This is a genomic window from Caballeronia sp. A2-2 (assembly GCF_057612605.2).
Window position 1 is genome coordinate 627,045 of the sequence record NZ_CM172588.1, and the last position, 16,204, is coordinate 643,248.

The 16,204-nt window shown below is 62.4% G+C and carries 17 protein-coding genes; 9 read left to right on the forward strand and 8 right to left on the reverse strand.

Features of this window, described 5'->3' with window-relative positions; genetic code table 11:
• Window positions 1–3 precede the first annotated feature (3 nt).
• From glgA to ACZCWR_RS19225, 3 genes are all read right to left on the reverse strand, one after another.
• The gene (glgA, locus tag ACZCWR_RS19215; protein WP_487304570.1) at window positions 4–1,467 is read right to left on the reverse strand and encodes a glycogen synthase GlgA; all 1,464 of its coding nucleotides are present in this window, start codon (window positions 1,465–1,467) and stop codon (window positions 4–6) included.
• A 76-nt stretch (window positions 1,468–1,543) separates the two neighbouring features.
• Window positions 1,544–2,809, reverse strand: a complete 1,266-nt coding sequence (gene glgC / locus ACZCWR_RS19220) for a glucose-1-phosphate adenylyltransferase (protein ID WP_487304571.1) — start codon at window positions 2,807–2,809, stop codon at window positions 1,544–1,546.
• A gap of 87 nt (window positions 2,810–2,896) precedes the next feature.
• A complete protein-coding gene (locus tag ACZCWR_RS19225) occupies window positions 2,897–3,217 on the reverse strand; it encodes a hypothetical protein (protein ID WP_487304572.1) in 321 nt (106 codons plus the stop codon).
• A gap of 97 nt (window positions 3,218–3,314) precedes the next feature.
• On the opposite strand from ACZCWR_RS19225, the gene pdxY reads away from it, so the two are divergent.
• Window positions 3,315–4,238: a pyridoxal kinase PdxY gene (pdxY, locus tag ACZCWR_RS19230; protein ID WP_487304573.1), complete on the forward strand. Its 924-nt coding sequence runs from the start codon at window positions 3,315–3,317 to the stop codon at window positions 4,236–4,238.
• Here pdxY and ACZCWR_RS19235 read toward each other — a convergent pair.
• Both ACZCWR_RS19235 and ACZCWR_RS19240 read right to left on the reverse strand, forming a co-directional pair.
• Window positions 4,235–4,714 (reverse strand): hypothetical protein, encoded by a 480-nt coding sequence (locus ACZCWR_RS19235; protein WP_487304574.1) that lies wholly within the window; start codon window positions 4,712–4,714, stop codon window positions 4,235–4,237. The genes pdxY and ACZCWR_RS19235 overlap by 4 nt on opposite strands.
• 177 nt (window positions 4,715–4,891) lie before the next feature.
• Window positions 4,892–5,734: an alpha/beta fold hydrolase gene (locus ACZCWR_RS19240; RefSeq protein ID WP_487304575.1), complete on the reverse strand. Its 843-nt coding sequence runs from the start codon at window positions 5,732–5,734 to the stop codon at window positions 4,892–4,894.
• Between the two features lie 371 nt (window positions 5,735–6,105).
• Between ACZCWR_RS19240 and ACZCWR_RS19245 the strand changes: the two genes are divergently transcribed.
• Entirely contained in the window at window positions 6,106–7,407 is a 1,302-nt protein-coding gene (locus tag ACZCWR_RS19245) for a glycosyltransferase family 9 protein (protein WP_487304576.1), read from the forward strand.
• 6 nt (window positions 7,408–7,413) lie between these two features.
• On the opposite strand, the gene ACZCWR_RS19250 is transcribed toward ACZCWR_RS19245, so the two are convergent.
• Both ACZCWR_RS19250 and ACZCWR_RS19255 read right to left on the reverse strand, forming a co-directional pair.
• Window positions 7,414–7,881: a hypothetical protein gene (locus ACZCWR_RS19250; protein WP_487304577.1), complete on the reverse strand. Its 468-nt coding sequence runs from the start codon at window positions 7,879–7,881 to the stop codon at window positions 7,414–7,416.
• A 264-nt stretch (window positions 7,882–8,145) separates the two neighbouring features.
• Window positions 8,146–8,973, reverse strand: coding sequence for a shikimate dehydrogenase family protein (locus tag ACZCWR_RS19255; protein ID WP_487304578.1), 828 nt, complete (start codon window positions 8,971–8,973; stop codon window positions 8,146–8,148).
• A gap of 264 nt (window positions 8,974–9,237) precedes the next feature.
• Here ACZCWR_RS19255 and ACZCWR_RS19260 point away from each other — a divergent pair, with 264 nt between their 5' ends.
• The 7 genes from ACZCWR_RS19260 to ACZCWR_RS19290 all read left to right on the forward strand — a co-directional run bounded on the left by ACZCWR_RS19260 (window position 9,238) and on the right by ACZCWR_RS19290 (window position 15,378).
• Complete coding sequence (locus tag ACZCWR_RS19260; protein ID WP_487304579.1) at window positions 9,238–11,001, forward strand: FAD-dependent oxidoreductase; 1,764 nt, start codon at window positions 9,238–9,240, stop codon at window positions 10,999–11,001.
• Window positions 10,988–11,599 carry an NIPSNAP family protein gene (locus tag ACZCWR_RS19265; protein WP_487304580.1) on the forward strand — a complete coding sequence of 204 codons (612 nt, stop codon included), beginning with the start codon at window positions 10,988–10,990 and terminating at the stop codon, window positions 11,597–11,599. The genes ACZCWR_RS19260 and ACZCWR_RS19265 overlap by 14 nt, the downstream gene beginning before the upstream one ends.
• Before the next feature lie 16 nt (window positions 11,600–11,615).
• The gene (locus tag ACZCWR_RS19270) at window positions 11,616–12,437 is read left to right on the forward strand and encodes a sugar phosphate isomerase/epimerase family protein (protein WP_487304581.1); all 822 of its coding nucleotides are present in this window, start codon (window positions 11,616–11,618) and stop codon (window positions 12,435–12,437) included.
• Window positions 12,438–12,509: 72 nt separating this feature from the next.
• Window positions 12,510–13,313, forward strand: a complete 804-nt coding sequence (locus ACZCWR_RS19275; RefSeq protein ID WP_487304582.1) for an IclR family transcriptional regulator — start codon at window positions 12,510–12,512, stop codon at window positions 13,311–13,313.
• Between the two features lie 92 nt (window positions 13,314–13,405).
• Window positions 13,406–13,603: a type II toxin-antitoxin system RelB family antitoxin gene (relB, locus tag ACZCWR_RS19280; protein ID WP_487304583.1), complete on the forward strand. Its 198-nt coding sequence runs from the start codon at window positions 13,406–13,408 to the stop codon at window positions 13,601–13,603.
• Complete coding sequence (locus tag ACZCWR_RS19285) at window positions 13,600–13,881, forward strand: type II toxin-antitoxin system RelE/ParE family toxin (protein ID WP_487304584.1); 282 nt, start codon at window positions 13,600–13,602, stop codon at window positions 13,879–13,881. The genes relB and ACZCWR_RS19285 overlap by 4 nt, the downstream gene beginning before the upstream one ends.
• Window positions 13,882–13,974: 93 nt before the next feature.
• Entirely contained in the window at window positions 13,975–15,378 is a 1,404-nt protein-coding gene (locus ACZCWR_RS19290) for a cytochrome P450 (protein ID WP_487304585.1), read from the forward strand.
• On the opposite strand, the gene ACZCWR_RS19295 is transcribed toward ACZCWR_RS19290, so the two are convergent.
• Entirely contained in the window at window positions 15,372–15,983 is a 612-nt protein-coding gene (locus ACZCWR_RS19295; protein ID WP_487304586.1) for a helix-turn-helix domain-containing protein, read from the reverse strand. The two genes, ACZCWR_RS19290 and ACZCWR_RS19295, sit on opposite strands and share 7 nt — an antisense overlap.
• Window positions 15,984–16,204 lie beyond the last annotated feature (221 nt).

Here is a 16,204-nt window from a genome sequence, read left to right on the forward strand (position 1 = left end):
GTGTCAGTCGGGGAGAAGCCCGCGATAGACTTCCGTGTACTCCTGCGCCGCCGCTTCCCAGCCGAAGTTCTGGTCCATCGCGCGGCGAGCAACCGCTTTCCAGTCCGCACGCCGTGCTTTCAACGCGAACGCCCGCCGGATCGCGCCGACGATGCCCGCGCGATCGAAGGTATCGAACGTGAAGCCGGTGGCGAGTTCATCGGCAAGATTTTCGAGCGACGAATCCACCACGGTATCCGCCAGCCCGCCCACGCGATGCACCAGCGGCGGCGAACCATACGCCAGCGCATAGAGTTGCGTCAGCCCACACGGCTCGAAGCGCGATGGCACCATCACCACGTCGCTGCCCGCGATGATCGAATGCGACAGCGTTTCATCGAAGCCGAGTTCCACCGCCACCGAACCCGGATGCGCCGCCGCCGCGTTCTTCATGCCGTTTTCGAGCGCCGGGTCGCCGGTGCCGAGCACGACGAGCTGCCCGCCGCGCTGCACGATATCCGGCACCGCCGAAAGCAGCAGGTCGAGGCCTTTCTGCTCGGTCAAACGGCTCACCACGCCGAACAGCAGCGCGCCATCATCGCGCGTCAGGTTCATGCGGTCCTGCAACGCCGCCTTGCATTTCGATTTCGCCGATGGCTTCGCCGCCGTGTATTTCGCCGCGATGCTGTCATCGCCCGACGGACTCCAGATCGAATAATCGACGCCGTTCAGAATGCCGGTGATGTCGTGCGTGCGGTTTTGCAGCAAGCCGTGAAGGCCCGCGCCGTGCGTCTGCGTCTGGATTTCGCGTGCGTAGGTCGGACTGACTGTGGTGATGCGGTCGGCGTAATACAGCCCGGCTTTCAGGAACGAGACAAGGCCGTAGAACTCGACGCCATTTACCGCGAAGAAATCGGCAGGCAATTGCAGCGCGCCGAATTCGGACGCGGGAAAGGTGCCTTGATAGGCAAGGTTATGCACGGTCATCACGCTGGCGACGCGCGCCGCGCCGCCACGTTCGAACGCGCGCAGATACGCCGGTGCGAGCCCCGCATGCCAGTCGTGCGCATGGACGATATGCGGTTTCCACGCCGGATCGGCACCCGTCGCGATGCGCGCGGCAGCCCAGCCGAGCAGCGCGAAACGCCGGTCGTTATCGGCATACGGCCGATGCGCGGCATCGAGATAAGGATTGCCGGGGCGATCGTAAAAGGCATCCGCGCGCACGACGTACACCGTCACGCCGTGCGGTTCCAGCACGCCACGTTCGAGCCTGATTCCATCGATGCCGAACGCGGCGCCCAGTTCCGCGACCGGTTCGAGATCGCGCAGTCCGTCCAGCACGGCGGGGAAAGCGGGCAGCACGACGCGCGCGTTCGTGCCCAGACGAGATTGCGCGGGCGGCAAGGCGCCCACGACATCGGCGAGGCCGCCGGTTTTCAACAGAGGAAACATTTCTGCTGCGGCATGCAGCACGCAAACGGTCATCGGCGCTCCTGTCGTCGGTTATTTTCAAAGCGTTGATCGAAGCGGCGCGCGCGCCGCTTCGCATGACAGGCGACGGCTACAGACGGGCGAGCGCGTCCCGCGTGACCAGCACCACGCCCGACTCGGTGCGGAAAAAGCGGCGTGCGTCTTCTTCCGGGTCCTCGCCGATCACGAGGCCTTCCGGCACCGTGCAACCCCGGTCGATCACCACGCGCTGTAATCGGCAACTCGCCCCGATCGTCACCTGCGGCAACAAGACTGCCTCATTGATGTTACAGAACGAGTGGACCCGCACCGCCGACGAAAACACCGACTTCGACACCTGCGAGCCGGAAATCACGCAACCGCCGCAGACCATGAGATTGGTGATCGCGCCTTGCTGACCGTTCAGGTCGCGCACGAACTTGCCCGGCGGCAACTGTTCCTGATTGGTCCAGATCGGCCAGTTGCGGTCGTACAGGTCGAGTTCGGGAATGGTCGAGGCGAGATCGAGATTCGCGGACCAGTAGGCGTCCACCGTGCCGACATCGCGCCAGTAGGCGGGCGCGTCCGGGTCGGTGCTCGATGTCACGCACGACATGCCGAACGGATGCGCGATGGCCTTGCCCGTGGTCACCACGCGCGGAATGATGTCCTTGCCGAAATCGTGATCCGTGTTCGACTGCTCGATGTTGTCCTGAAGCATCTCGTAGAGATACTTCGCGCTGAACACGTAGATGCCCATGCTCGCGAGCGCCACATCCGGCTTGCCGGGCATGGCGGGCGGATCGGCGGGCTTTTCGAGGAACGCGGTGACGCGGCGGTTTTCATCGACGTGCATCACGCCGAAGGCCACCGCGTCCATGCGCGGCACTTCGATGCAACCCACCGTGCAGTCCGCGCCGCTCTCGACGTGGTCCAGCACCATGCGCGTGTAATCCATCTTGTAGATGTGATCGCCCGCCAGCACGATCACGAACTCCGGCCCAATGGAACGCACGATGTCCAGGTTCTGGTACACCGCGTCCGCCGTGCCGCGATACCAGCTCGAATCCACGCGCTGCTGCGCCGGCCAGATATCGATGAACTCGTTGAACTCGCCGCGCAGGAAACCCCAGCCGCGCTGCAAATGGCGAATGAGCGAATGCGCCTTGTACTGCGTGACCACGGCGATGCGCCGGATGCCCGAATTCAGGCAGTTGGACAGCGCGAAATCGACGATGCGGTACTTGCCGCCGAAGTGGACCGCGGGCTTGACCCGTTTGTCCGTGAGCGGCCCAAGGCGTGTGCCGCGCCCGCCGGCGAGAACGATTGCGAGGGTCGACTTTTGCAAATCGGTGCGATTCTTAGCCTGCGTCTCCATACCAGCCTCCTGATTTGACCTGCGACTGTTGGTTGTCGGTGCGTTCTTGCTGGTTCGTGTGTCCTCGTCGAGGTTCTATGCGTGCGGTCAGCCTCTGCGCGAATGGCCGCGGCTTTCCGGTTGCGAATGCGACAGAGCATTATCCGGCGCGCATCCGGATTCGTGTGCCCGAGTCGTTTCTTTTTTTGTTTCTAGTGCGATGAATGCGCTTGAGCGGGCTTGTTCCTGCTTACCGGCAACTTCGGCGAGCAAGCCATGTGCCGAACGTCCATGCATCGCCGATATGTTGCAGCGGCGCGACCCACGAAGCACCGCGCCGCAATTTATCGCGGCCTCGCCATGCCGCAGTGCGTCGAGCCACGGCACAATACGGAATTGACGCGCTTCGATGCCCGTCAGGCGATTCATTCGCGTGCTCCGGGAGAGCGGTGCCACGCAGTGACGCACAAGCGGCAGGCCAGCCGCCGTCCGAATTTAGCCGAACTACGCAGTCGGGAATACAAACATGAACAACGTCCTGAGTATCCAGTCGCATGTGGTGTTCGGCCACGCGGGCAACAGCGCCGCGGTTTTTCCCATGCGCCGCCTCGGCGTGAATGTCTGGCCGCTCAATACCGTGCAGTTCTCCAATCACACGCAATACGGGCGCTGGACCGGTCAGGTGTTCGACGCTGCGGAGTTGGAAAAGATCATCGATGGAATCGGGGCGATTGGCGTGCTGGCGCGCTGCAATGCCGTGCTGTCCGGCTATCTCGGCTCGCCCGAGCAAGGGCAGGCGGTGGTGGAAATCGTCAAGACGGTGAAGGCGGTGAATCCGCGCGCGCTCTTTTTCTGCGATCCGGTGATGGGCTCGAACCCGAGCACCACGGCCGGTTGCACCGTGGCGCCGGGCATCGAGGATTTTCTCGTCACGACCATGCCCGAGTTCGCCGACGCCATGATGCCCAATCACATGGAACTGGAAAAGCTCGCAGGCCGAAGCATCGAAACCGTCGAGGAAGCGGTGGATGCCTGCCGCGAAGTCATCGCGCGCGGTCCGCGCATGGTGCTGGTGAAGCATCTGCTCGACCGCAACAGCCGGGCGGACACCTTCAACATGCTGGCCGTTGGTCCGAGCGAGGCGTGGTTCGCGCAGCGCCCGCTGTATCCCTTCGCGCGGCAGCCGGTGGGCGTGGGCGATCTCACGAGCGCGGTGTTCGTCGCGCGCACGCTGCAGGGCGACTCGATGCGCGTTGCGCTCGAACACACGCTCGCGGCGGTGAACGCAGTCGTGAAGGCCACTTACGATGCGGGCCGCTATGAGTTGGAGATCGTCGCTTCGCAGGATGAGATTGCGCATCCGACAGACCGGTTTCCGGCCATCCGCGTGTCGGGAACGGACGTGGAGAAGCGGCGTCTGGGTCTGTCGTCGAGCGGATTCGGCGTTTAAGCGCTTGCGGCTGCGGCCATTGCTTCGAAGTTGGCGGGCGTCGCGAAGGCCAGATATTGGGCCTGCATCTCGGGCGTAAGGAATTCGAGCATCGTCGAGTTATCGATCCAGAATTCGATCACGTCGAAGAAATTCCGGCCGCGCGAGCAGCGCACCGCACGCCAGCCTTCGCGTTCGCCGATGGCAAGCACTTGCTCCGCGCTCAGCGGCGTCGCAATGGCCATGTGAAACGCGCTGTACTGGCGCGGCTCGCTCGGGCCATCGCCGAAGCTCACCGACTCTTCGCGTCCGCCGCCCGGCGTGATCACGCGATCATGCGGATACACCTCGATGATGGTGCCGCGATCGTCGCCCGCGACCGCCATCCACGCACCGGGAAACGACGGAAAGGGCGCGGCGAAACCGCCCCACATTTCAGCGAGGACGTGCGCGACATGACGCGGGTCGCGGCCGGGAATGGAGGCATGGAAGATCATCGGGAAACTCCGCTTCGGTGAGAGAACAAGCCATGAAAGAGATGCGATCGACGCGACCGCGATGCTTTCATATTGTCGGGAAAGCTGTCAATTCGGACTGCCATATGAAGTCGCGCGTTGACAGATTCGCGTCTTGTTTTCGAAGGTGTTTTCGTCTGATGTTGATCTTGGTTTCGACTAAGCGCTGACAGAAAAATGCGCGATGTCTTTCGTAAGCCGCGCCGCATCGCTTAGAAAAATGCCGTGTGGCGCGCCTTCGTAGACGATGAGCTTCGCGTTCGGAATCAGACGTGCCGTTCGGCGCGATGTTAGTTCGAGCGGGTTCGAGGTATCGGCATCGCCTTGAACGATCAGCGTTGGCACGGCGATATCCGGCAACTCCGCGCGAAAGTCGCCCGTCATCACCGTTTCGTTGCAATGAAGCAGCGCGTGATGCGACGTGCGCAGCGCCATTTCGCGAATCCATTCGATCATTGCGTCGGACACGTTCGGGCCGGCGAAGGGCCGCGCGTTTTCGGCGAGCCATCGCGGATAGTCGTTCATCAGATCGTGCTGGAAGGCATCGGCGTATTCGCGTGGCACGCCTTCGGGGTTATCGGGCGCGGCGCCGAGCATCGGCACGGTCGAGGCGATCAGCACAAGACGCGAAACGCGTGCATCGCCGTGACGCGTCAGATAGCGCACGGCTTCCGCGCCGCCCATCGAATAACCGGCGAGCGTGATGTCGTGCAGATCGAGCGTATCGATGAGCGCGGCGAGGTCATCGGCCAGTGTGTCGTAGTCGTAGCCGCTGCCCGGATCGGACGATCTTCCATGCCCGCGACGGTCATACGCAATACATCGAAAGCCTTGCTGAACGAGTGGCAGCATCTGATACGCCCACATATCGCTTGGCAATGAATAGCTCGGCACGAACACGATCGTGCTGCCATTGTCTTGCGCGCGTGCGGGCAGCCAGTCGCGATAAAACAGTTCGACGCCATCGCGCGTCTGGATGAAATTCGGGCGGTTCGTTTCCATTTGCGTCTCCTCGAAGAAAGGGCTGTTCAACGTGGAGGCATCGTCGCAAGATGGACGCGCGGCGGCAATTACGCGAGAGGTAAAAAAAAGCCGCCCAGGGAAGGCGGCGAGAGCGCGTCCGGTTGCGAGACTTCCCGGTCGGGGACGGACGCGTGAGGAGACAGAGACCGAGTGGAAGTATGGCAAACGCAGATGACGCGCTCAATGTGGAATATGTAGCAGTGCGTTTCAATCTGACCTTGGGTCGTTGCGTGAATCGGTCGCTGCGAACGTTGCAATTTGAAACTTTTTTGCCGTGCATGGATGCTCGATCCGATACACTACGCGCCCTTCGTTTCATCGATTGATCGCACTGCCTTATGGATTCGACTTTGCTAAGCAGTACCGTTCCAGACGACGCTCGACATGCCCTGCAACTCGCGCTGAACATTCGCAACGCTTGCGATTGGGCCGCGCTGGAGCGTTTCTGTATCGATGCGCGGCAGCGTTTCCCGCACGATATCGAACTTGCGTGGCAACTAAGTCATTGTTATTGGCTGCGTCATGACAGTGAGGGCGCGGAAGCGGTCATGCGTGAAGCGGCATCGGGTCAGCCGGTGGATGCCAATGCGTTGAAGGCGATCGCGTTCTATATGAGCGAGCAAGCCCGTTTCGATGAAGCCGAAGCGATGTATCGCGAAGCACTCTCATTGGATTCCGGCGATGGCACGATCGCAGTCGATCTCGCGGATCTCGAACTGCGTCGCGGCGCGTGGCGCGAAGGGTGGACGCGCTTCGAACGCCGTCTCGAACGTGCGCGCGTGCAGAAGAACGTCGTGCGTTTTGTCGAAAACGAGGTGCCGCGCTGGCGCGGGGAATCGCTCGCGGGCAGGCGCATCGTCGTGTATAGCGAGTTGGGCATCGGTGACGATATCCAGTTCGTGCGGCTTTATCCGCGCTTCGCGGAAGCGATTCGACGCATCGGCGGCGAGGCTTGTCTGGCTGTGCGTTCGGCGTTGTATCCGCTCGTGCGGCGTTTCGTGGCGGATTGCATCGCGATTGAATCGAACGAACTAAGCGGCTCCGATTACAGTCTGGGCATGATGAGCATGCCGCTGGCGCTCGGACTCATGCCATCGCAAATAGATGGCAATCCTTATCTTGATGTCGAGCCGGAACGTATCGATGCATGGCGAAGCTGGCTCGCGTCAGATGGCAAGCGCGCGCTAAAGGTCGGTCTGGTGTGGGCAGGAAGTCCGACGCACCGTCGCGACAGTCAGCGCAGCATGCCGGTCGATGCGCTCGCGCCGCTCTGGCATTTGTCTGACGTGACGTATTACACCGTCGCGCCCGGCCGCGATGCCGATATCGCTTCGATGCGCGCGGCAGGCGCAAATCTCGTCGAAGCTGCGCCGCATTATCGTGAGGATTTCCACGATTCCGCCGCGCTCGTCTGCGCGCTCGATTTGCTGGTGACTGTGGATAGCTCGCCGCTGCATCTGGGCGGCGCGCTCGGGCGTCCGGTGATCGGGATGCTCGATCGGACGTCGCACTGGTGTTGGGGCTTTGGAGAAACGCAACCGTGGTATGACTCGGTTGCGTTGGTGCGTCAGCATCGCGCGGGCGACTGGACGCCGGTGATGGCGCGCGTCGCGGATGAACTCGCGCGACGCGCTTCGCTCAGGAACGCCTGAGTCTGATTATTGGCACGCGTCCGAAGTCATCAAACGCGGATAGCCCGGCTGGTTCGAATCGATCGTGCTCACGCATGCGCCTTCCTGCAAATCGAGCGTGCTGTCGATGTCGCGCTTCGCGCCGTCCTTCATCTGCACGCTGTAGCGGTACACCTTCGCGGTTTGCTCCGGGCTCTTCTGGAACAGACTCGTGAGGTCGAAACTCAAGCCCGCGCCCGCGCCGATGCCACTGAACCCGCTGCCGCCGAAGCCACCGCCGCCCACGCCGACCGACGGACCCGACGAACCGTTCGCGCTGGTCGTCACGGTCGTCAGATAGTGTTTCGCCGCGATGCGTCCGTTCGCGAGCCTGCCGTCCGACGGCAGCGCGGTGGAAGCGTCCGGCGCGCTGGCGCATGCCGCGAGCAGCGCGAGCAACGTGGCCGCCGCGCCCATGCGCGTCAGGCGTTTCAGATTGAACTTATGTGATTTCATGACAGCCTCTTGCGCGCTTCACGCGCGCTGTGTGGAACCCTCGATGGAACGCGTGTTCCGGGCCGGCGTCATGCGAGCGAAACGGCGCGCGAAAAAAATGCCGCCTTGAATTCAGGGCGGCATTCTCAGCGTGATGCCTGTCAGCCAGCAGTCCGGCATGCGCATCCGAGGGAGGCGAATGCGCGGCGCGAATGGTGACCGAAGGCGCGCGTCAATGAAATTGGATTGATCCGATTCCTCGGAATTGTTCGATGTCGGCGCTTCTTATTCCTTCAGCAAGTAATCGACGATGGCATCGCACACGCGGCCGAACATCTGCGTGCCGGTGACGGTCGGGCATCCACGCGCGCGGGCCGCTTCGATGAACGGCGTGACGGGCGGTTTCGTGACGACATCGCCGACGAAGGTTTTGGCGTCGAGGCGTGAAACGTCGATGGGCAGCGCATCGCCCGGACGCATGCCTGCTGGCGACGCGTTCACGACGATGTCGTACGTTTCCGCGCCCGCGTCATCCGCGATGCTCACCGTGCCGTGGCCCAGCGCGGCCAGCCGCGAGACGAGGGCGGTGGTGCGCGCATCGTCGAATTCGCGGATGGCGAGCGACGCCACGCCCGCATCCACCAGCGCGTGCCCGATGGCCGAGCCCGCGCCGCCCGCGCCGATCAGCAACGCGCGTTTGCCCTGCGGCTGACAACCCGCGTCACGCAGCGCCGCGACCATCGCGACGCCGTCCGATGCGCCGCCGTGCCACGTGCCGTCCTCGTTGCGCTTGAGCATGTTGACCGCGCCCAGGAATTCGCCTTCCTTCGTGAACGACTTGCAGAAGGCGCTGGCGGCGAACTTGTGCGGGACCGTGACGATGACGCCATCGCAGTTCTGCATCGGCGCGACGCCGGCGAACCACGTTGCGAGGTCTTTCGGCGCGACGTGCGCGGGAATCACGATGGCGTCCGTGCCGGTCGCGCGCATGGCGGCGGTCACGCCCGAGGGCGATTTCACCTGCGCGATGGGATCGCCGACGATGTAGTACACACGTGTGGCGCCGGTCAGGCCGGCATCGAGGGAAGGGGAGAAGGATGTGTCCTGCGACATGCTGCGTTGTCTCCTGTTGGGCTCGCGTGGTTTGGATCGCGCCACGGGCCGAATCGAAATGTAAAAATGGATGATGAATCGTAGTTGAATTTGGAATTGCGTTCAACAAATTTGGCCATTCAATTCAAGGCAACTAACCGTCGATCTTTTCCTTCGCGGCGAGGTTGCCCGACTCGTCTCGGAAAAAAAGCTTCCATCACATCCAAATGTGGAATAGCATTCCAACATTAAAGAAAGTTCCAGCGAGACCTACGGAGCCTGACGATGTTGGAGACGCAGCAAAACACGCCGAACATAGAGCAGCTAAGTTGCGATGTCCTCGTGCTTGGCTCCGGCGCGGGCGGTTTATCCACTGCCGTGACCGCAGCCGCGCAAGGGCTGTCGGTGATCGTGTGCGAAAAGGAAGAGGTATTCGGCGGCACGACCGCGTGGTCCGGCGGCTGGATGTGGATTCCGCGCAATCCGCTCGCGGTGCGGGCAGGGATCGACGAAGATGCGGATCAACCGCGCACGTATCTGCAAAACGAACTCGGCGCGCACTTCGACGCCGCGAAAGCCGATGCGCTGATCGAGCACGGTCCGCGCATGATCGAATTCTTCGAGCGCCATACGTCGATGCGCTTCATCGACGGCAATCGCATTCCCGATTTCCACACGACGCAAGGCGCAGCCACCGGCGGCCGTTCCGTCTGCGCGATGCCGTTCGACGGACGCGAACTCGGGCCTTTGATTCGCAAGCTGCGCCCGCCGCTCATGGAAACGACGGTGAACGGCATGGCGATCGCGTCGGGTCAGGATCTCGCGCATTTTCTCAACGCGACGCGTTCGTTGCGCTCGGCGTGGCACGTCGCGAAACGCTTCATCCGGTTCGGGTGGCACACGCTGCGTCATGGCCGTTCGATGCATCTGGTCAACGGCAATGCGCTGATCGCGCGACTGCTGAAATCGGCGGCTGATCGCGGCGTGCAGCTCAAGACGCGCGCGAAGGCGGTGAGCCTGTTGCGAGATCGCGATGCAAACCGCGTGACCGGCGCGCGCGTCGAGATCGAAGGCACGTTGCATGAGATTCACGCGCGACGCGGCGTGGTGCTTGCATGCGGCGGCTATCCGCACGACATCGCGCGACGTGCGCGTACGTTCGATGTCAAGGAACACTGGTCCGCCGCGCCGAAAAGCAATACCGGCGACGGCATTCGCATCGGCGAAGCGGCGGGCGGGCATTTCGACGCATCGCTGGAAGCGCCGGCGGCGTGGGCGCCCGTATCGCTCGTGCCGAAAGCCAATGGCGATGACGTCGCGTTCCCGCATCTGATCGAGCGTGCGAAGCCGGGCGTGATCGCGGTGACGCGCGCGGGACGGCGCTTTACCAACGAGGCATCGTCGTATCACGACTTTTTATCCGCGCTGATCGGCACGACGCCGCCGGGCGAGGAAGTGTGCGCATGGCTTGTCTGCGATCATCGGTTCCAGCGGCGTTATGGGTTGGGTGCCGCGAAGCCGTTTCCATTTTCGCTTGGCCAACACGAACGATCAGGATATCTGAAGACTGCGCCGACGCTCGAAGCGCTCGCGCGTGAATGTGGCATCGATCCGCGTGGTCTCGTTGAAACGGTCGCTACGTATAACGCGTACGCAAAAGACGGCTTCGATCCGCAGTTCCACAAAGGCTCGACGCCCTACAACCGCATTCAGGGCGATGTCTCGCACAAGCCGAATCCATGTCTCGCGCCAATCGTCGATGGCCCGTTCCACGCGGTCAAGCTCGTGCCCGGCAGCCTCGGCACTTTCGCGGGACTCGCCACCGACGCCCGCGCCCGCGTGCTCGACGAAGCGCGCGCACCGATCATCGGTCTATACGCCGTCGGCAACGACGCCGCCAGCATGATGGGCGGACACTATCCGGCAGGCGGCATCACACTTGGTCCTGCGATGACCTTCGGTTATCTTGCAGGTCTTTCGCTATCCGAAGCATCGACGAATATTTTTCTCGAACCTAGCCCAGCAAGGACTTTCAATGAATCTATATGACACCGTGACGCTCACCGTCAAAATCGGCACCAACGCGCAGGTCTTCGAGAACATCAAGGCGAGCGGCGATCGACCCGGCTCGACGCTGCTCGGCTGCTGGTATTCGGATATCGGCACGCTCGGCCGCGTGATGGTCTTGCGCGGTTTCGAATCCGAAGCAGCGCTAATCAACGAGCGTCAACGGCTCTTGCTCGAAGGCAATCCGTTCGGCTGCGGCGAATTTATCACCGATGTCGAAGTGAACAGCTACGCCATGTTCCCGTTTCTGCCACCGATCGAACCGGCCGTGCACGGCGGCATCTATGAAATGCGCGTGTATGGAACGAAGCTCGCGAGCCTGCAACACACCATCGATGCATGGGAAAACGCCGTGCCGGAACGCGTGAAGCGCTCGCCGCTGATCGGCGCGATGTACGCGCTCGACGGCACCGTGCCTCGCTTCCTGAACATTTGGCCGTACACGGGGGTGGACGAGCGTTCGCGCATCCGCGCCGAGGCGGTGAAGGACGGTATCTGGCCGCCGAAGGGCGGTCCCGCGCATCTGACGACGATGGAATCGACCATCTACGTGCCCGCGCCGTTCTCGCCGCTGCGCTAAAGGAGGAGACCTGTCGATGTCACAACGAAAACTTTCCCTCTCCGCATTGACCGTGCTCGAACTCACGCCGCCGCAGATGGTCGAGTGCGCCGCGAAGGCGGGCTATGACTACGTCGGCCTGCGGCTCGTGCCCGCGACCGATACCGAAGTGCGGCATGAGATCGTCGGCGATACGCGGCTCAAGCGCGAGACGCTCGCCGCGTTGAAGGACACCGGCATCGGCGTGCTCGATGCCGAAATCCTGCGCCTCAAGCCCGATACCGACGTGCGCGCCTACGCGCCGATGCTCGAAACCGCCGCCGAATTGGGCGCGCGTTATGTGCTCGTCGCGGGCAACGATCCCGATGAAGCGCGCACCGCCGAGCGTCTGGCCGCGCTGTGCGATATCGCAAAGCCGCTGGGTCTGTCGCCGTCGCTGGAGCCGATGCCATGGACGAATGCGAAGGACATCGTGCAGGGCGCGCGCATCGTCGAGGCGTCGGGACGGGCGAATACGGGGCTGATCGTCGATCCGCTGCATTTCGACCGCGCGGGTTCGTCGACGCAAACGCTGCGTGAATTACCGCGCGAATACTTCGGTTACGTGCAGTTTTGCGATGCCCCCGCCGAACGTCCCACGGATCTGGAAACGCTGCTGTTTCAGGCGCGCTGCGAACGCATGATTCCGGGCGAGGGCGGCATCGACCTGATGGGCATTCTGCGCGCGCTGCCGGACGGCCTGCCTTTGTCGATCGAAGTACCGATGCAAGAGTGGGCCAAAACCGCCGATGCTTTGACCCGCGCCGGCCGTTTGCGCGAGGCGACGCTCGCGTTGCTGGACGCGGCGCACATCGATTGATTGAAGCCAGTGGTTGAATTCCGAAGCGGAATCGTGTTCTCATTCCGAATCGGAACTTGGCGAGGTTAGAAGATGGCAGGAAATCTGGAACGGGCGTTGTCGATCATCGAGTTGTTGGCGAAGAATGGCGGGCGCATGCCGCTTGCCACCATCGCCGATACGCTCAATATCCCGAGAAGCGGCACGCACCGGCTGCTCGCGATGCTGATCGACGAAGGTTATGTCCGTCAGGACGAGGATCACGGCGAGTACATGCTGGCGCTCAAGCTCGTGTCGCTCGCGCTGATCTATCTGTCGACGGGCGGCGTGCTCGACGTGTCGCAACCGGTGCTCGACCGGCTCGCGGCGCAGTCGGGCGAACTGGCGCGGCTGGGCGTGGTGGAGGATGACCACATCACGTTCGTCGGCAAGGCGCAGGGCGCGAAGTCGGGGCTGCGCTATGACCCGGACATGGGAAGCCAGCCGCCGCTTCATTGCACGGCGAGCGGTCAGGCGTGGTTGTCGTCGCTCTCGGATGAGGAAGCGCTGGCGCTGGTGTCGAAGCAGGGCGGCATCGGGCGGCCGGGCACGGGGGGGCCGAAGGCGCCGAAGACCATTCAGCAGTTTCTGGCCGATCTGCAAGCGGCGCGGGAGCGTGGGTACGGCATCGCGAGCGAGACTTATGAGGCCGGCATGACGTCGATGGCCGCGCCGATTCATCATCCGGTGACGGGTGTGGTGGTGGGCGTGGTGAGTCTCGCCGGACCGACCAGCCGCTTGCCCGAGGAACGTTTGACGCGGCTTGCGCCTGCGCTGCTGGAGGCGGCATCGGACATGAGCGCGGCGACGTTGAGTTCGCCTTACTTCAAGCGGTCGGTAGGGAAGGTCGCTGCCTGATAAATCGGTCCGGCGCAAGCTGGCCGTTCGGCTGAATGACGCGGTGGAAGCGGTGGGCTATCATCGTTTTCATCATGAAACGAGATATTGAAATGACCACACCGCTCGATCCGATCGTCTCCGAATTCGCCACGGTCGAAGAAGCTGAAGCTTATGACATTTGGTTCAGGGAGAAGGTCAGGAGGTCGATGACGGATACGCGGGCAAGGGTGCCGCATGATCAAGTCATGGCGGAGATGGAAGACATCATCGCCGAAGCCGAGAAACGCCATAGGGCGAGGGCTGCTTGAGTTTGCTTGTCGTATGGACTCAGAATGCGCGCCACGAACTGGGAGAAATCATTCGGTATATCGCCGAAAGAAATCCCGTTGCGGCACGCGCCCTTAAAAGTGCAATCGAGGAAGGACCAAAGGCTGCTGCCGCCTCGCCCTACCTTTATCGATCAGGACGTGTGGCAGGCACGCGCGAAATCGTCGTTCATCCGAACTACGTCATCGTTTTCAGGGTAACGGATTGCATCGAAGTCACCAACGTGCTCCATTCGCGGAGAAGTTTTCCGGCTGAATAAAAGGACTTGATCTGTGACCGCGCCCAAAGGACCGCGCGGTCATCTCTCAACTGTCCTATCCTTTTTCATATCGAGCCCTCCCGCGAGGCCGACATGACCGCTGCGCCCCTGCGCGAAATCGCCGACTTGCCCGCACCGCGCGGCCTGCCGCTCATCGGCAATCTGCATCAGCTCGATCCCGCCACGCATCATCTGCTGCTCGAACGCTGGGCCGCCGAACTCGGCACGCCGTACGCGTTTCGTCTCGCGCGCACGCCGGTCACGGTGTGGAGCGATGTCGAACTTGCGCACGCCGTGCTGCGCGAACGGCTGCATCGCTATCGGCGTTACGAGCCGATCGAGGCGAATCTCAAGGAAATGCACTGCAACGGCGTATTCTCCGTCGAAGGCGCGGCGTGGGCGCCGCAACGCCGCCTCGTGATGCAAGCGCTCTCGGTCAATCACATCAAGGCGTTCTATCCGACGCTCGCCGCGATCACCCAGCGCCTGCGCAAACGATGGGAAGCATCGGCGCGCGAAGAACGCGTGATCGACATGCGCGAAGACCTGAAGCGCTTTACCGTCGATGTGACGAGTGCGCTCGTGTTCGGCGAAGACCCGAACACGCTGGAGCAAGAGCGCAATCTGATTCAGGAACACTTGTCCTTGCTGTTGCCGATGCTCATCGCACGCGTGAACCTGCCGTTCCCATACTGGCGCTACGTGCGATTGCCGCGCGACCGCCGCTTCGATCACGCGATGACCGAAGTCGATCGCTACGTCCGCGCGTTGATGGCGCGCTCACGCGAAACGGGTCAACGTGAAGGCACCAACCTCATCGACACCATGCTCGCACTGCGCGACACACCCGGCTCCGGCATCACCGATGACGACGTAGCCGCCAACGTGCTGACTTTGCTCCTCGCGGGCGAGGACACCACGGCAACCGCGATCTCATGGGCGCTGCTCTATCTCGGTTCCGACGATGCGCTACAAAACCGCGTCGCGGCCCACGCGCGCAATATCCTCACCGATGCCGACGTCTGCCCGAGCTACACCGCGATGCGCGAACTCGACCTTTGCGAAGCGGTCTGCACGGAAGCGACGCGCCTGCATCCCGTTGCATCGTATCTATCGCTGGAACCGCTGGAAGACGTCACGCTGCGAGGCGTTCGATTGCCCGCCGGCACGAAGATGTTCTTCCTGAACCGCCCCGCGATGCTCGACGAACATCACTTTTCCGCCGCCACGCAGTACGACCCGGACCGCTGGCTACACGAACATCACGCGGACACGCACGACGCTCGCGCCTTCCTGCAATTCGGCGCGGGTCCACGCGTCTGTCCGGGGCGGCATCTCGCCACCGTGGAGATGCGCCTCGTCATTTCGATGCTCGCGGCAAACTTCCGCGCGAAGCTCACGCTGCATCCGAACGATATCCACGAAGTCTGCGCATTCACGACCGGCCCGAGCGCCATGCCCATGCGTCTCTCACTACGCGAGCCGTTGCTTCACTGAAGCTCGCCCGATGACCCGCCCGTCGCCATCCACAGCACTTCGGCGTCGTCGTCGCTGGTGGAAATGGCCGCGTGCCCGGTGCGGCTGTCGAAATAGAGGCTGTCGCCTGCGTGCAAATGCGTCGGCGCGTACAGTTCGGAATAGAGACACACGCTGCCGCTGATGACGTACAGAAACTCCTCGCCTTCGTGACGGCCCCAGTCGTCGAAGGCGTCGAGCGTGTGCGCCGAAATGCGGATGCGAAACGGCAGCATGGCTTTGTGCGCAAGTTCGGTGGCGAGCAGTTCCATTTGATATCCGCGATAGGCGTGACGCTGACCGGCGTCCTTGCGCGTCAACGCGCGCCGTCCGTTCGCGCTCGGCGTGCTCGCGCTGCCAAAAAGCTCCGCGAGATCGATCTGCAAGCCGCGCACGATCTTTTGCAGCACGTCGAAGGTCGGCGACATCAGGCCGTTCTCGATCTTCGAGAGCGCCGAGCGCGACACGCCGCACAACCGGCTCGCGGTTTCGAGCGTGAGATTCTGCGCGACGCGCGCATGCTTCACACGCCGTCCGAGATCGGCGGCGGATTGTTCCGGTGTGCTTTTCGTTTGAGGACTGGACATGACGCGCGATCGTGATTTGTTTCCGATGTTAGCATCGGAAACGTGTGGCTCAAGATTGGCCGGTTACCGTTGTATCAACAAAAAACCGCTTCAGAAAGGGCTTTTTGCTTGTGGAAAACCCTGATTTTTGATTGCATTGTGAGCAGCGTTCGACGCGCGTATAGTTTCCGAACTTATCGAAGTTTCTTATCAGAAACGCCGACGCACGCTACATCGAACTC

Excerpts from the sequence above, each read along its gene's own strand:
- glgA (WP_487304570.1), bottom strand. The coding sequence starts at position 1,467 with ATGACCGTTTGCGTGCTGCATGCCGCAGCAGAAATGTTTCCTCTGTTG.
- glgC (WP_487304571.1), bottom strand. The coding sequence starts at position 2,809 with ATGGAGACGCAGGCTAAGAATCGCACCGATTTGCAAAAGTCGACCCTC.
- ACZCWR_RS19225 (WP_487304572.1), bottom strand. The coding sequence starts at position 3,217 with ATGAATCGCCTGACGGGCATCGAAGCGCGTCAATTCCGTATTGTGCCG.
- pdxY (WP_487304573.1), top strand. The coding sequence starts at position 3,315 with ATGAACAACGTCCTGAGTATCCAGTCGCATGTGGTGTTCGGCCACGCG.
- ACZCWR_RS19235 (WP_487304574.1), bottom strand. The coding sequence starts at position 4,714 with ATGATCTTCCATGCCTCCATTCCCGGCCGCGACCCGCGTCATGTCGCG.
- ACZCWR_RS19240 (WP_487304575.1), bottom strand. The coding sequence starts at position 5,734 with ATGGAAACGAACCGCCCGAATTTCATCCAGACGCGCGATGGCGTCGAA.
- ACZCWR_RS19250 (WP_487304577.1), bottom strand. The coding sequence starts at position 7,881 with ATGAAATCACATAAGTTCAATCTGAAACGCCTGACGCGCATGGGCGCG.
- ACZCWR_RS19255 (WP_487304578.1), bottom strand. The coding sequence starts at position 8,973 with ATGTCGCAGGACACATCCTTCTCCCCTTCCCTCGATGCCGGCCTGACC.
- ACZCWR_RS19260 (WP_487304579.1), top strand. The coding sequence starts at position 9,238 with ATGTTGGAGACGCAGCAAAACACGCCGAACATAGAGCAGCTAAGTTGC.
- ACZCWR_RS19265 (WP_487304580.1), top strand. The coding sequence starts at position 10,988 with ATGAATCTATATGACACCGTGACGCTCACCGTCAAAATCGGCACCAAC.
- ACZCWR_RS19270 (WP_487304581.1), top strand. The coding sequence starts at position 11,616 with ATGTCACAACGAAAACTTTCCCTCTCCGCATTGACCGTGCTCGAACTC.
- ACZCWR_RS19275 (WP_487304582.1), top strand. The coding sequence starts at position 12,510 with ATGGCAGGAAATCTGGAACGGGCGTTGTCGATCATCGAGTTGTTGGCG.
- relB (WP_487304583.1), top strand. The coding sequence starts at position 13,406 with ATGACCACACCGCTCGATCCGATCGTCTCCGAATTCGCCACGGTCGAA.
- ACZCWR_RS19290 (WP_487304585.1), top strand. The coding sequence starts at position 13,975 with ATGACCGCTGCGCCCCTGCGCGAAATCGCCGACTTGCCCGCACCGCGC.
- ACZCWR_RS19295 (WP_487304586.1), bottom strand. The coding sequence starts at position 15,983 with ATGTCCAGTCCTCAAACGAAAAGCACACCGGAACAATCCGCCGCCGAT.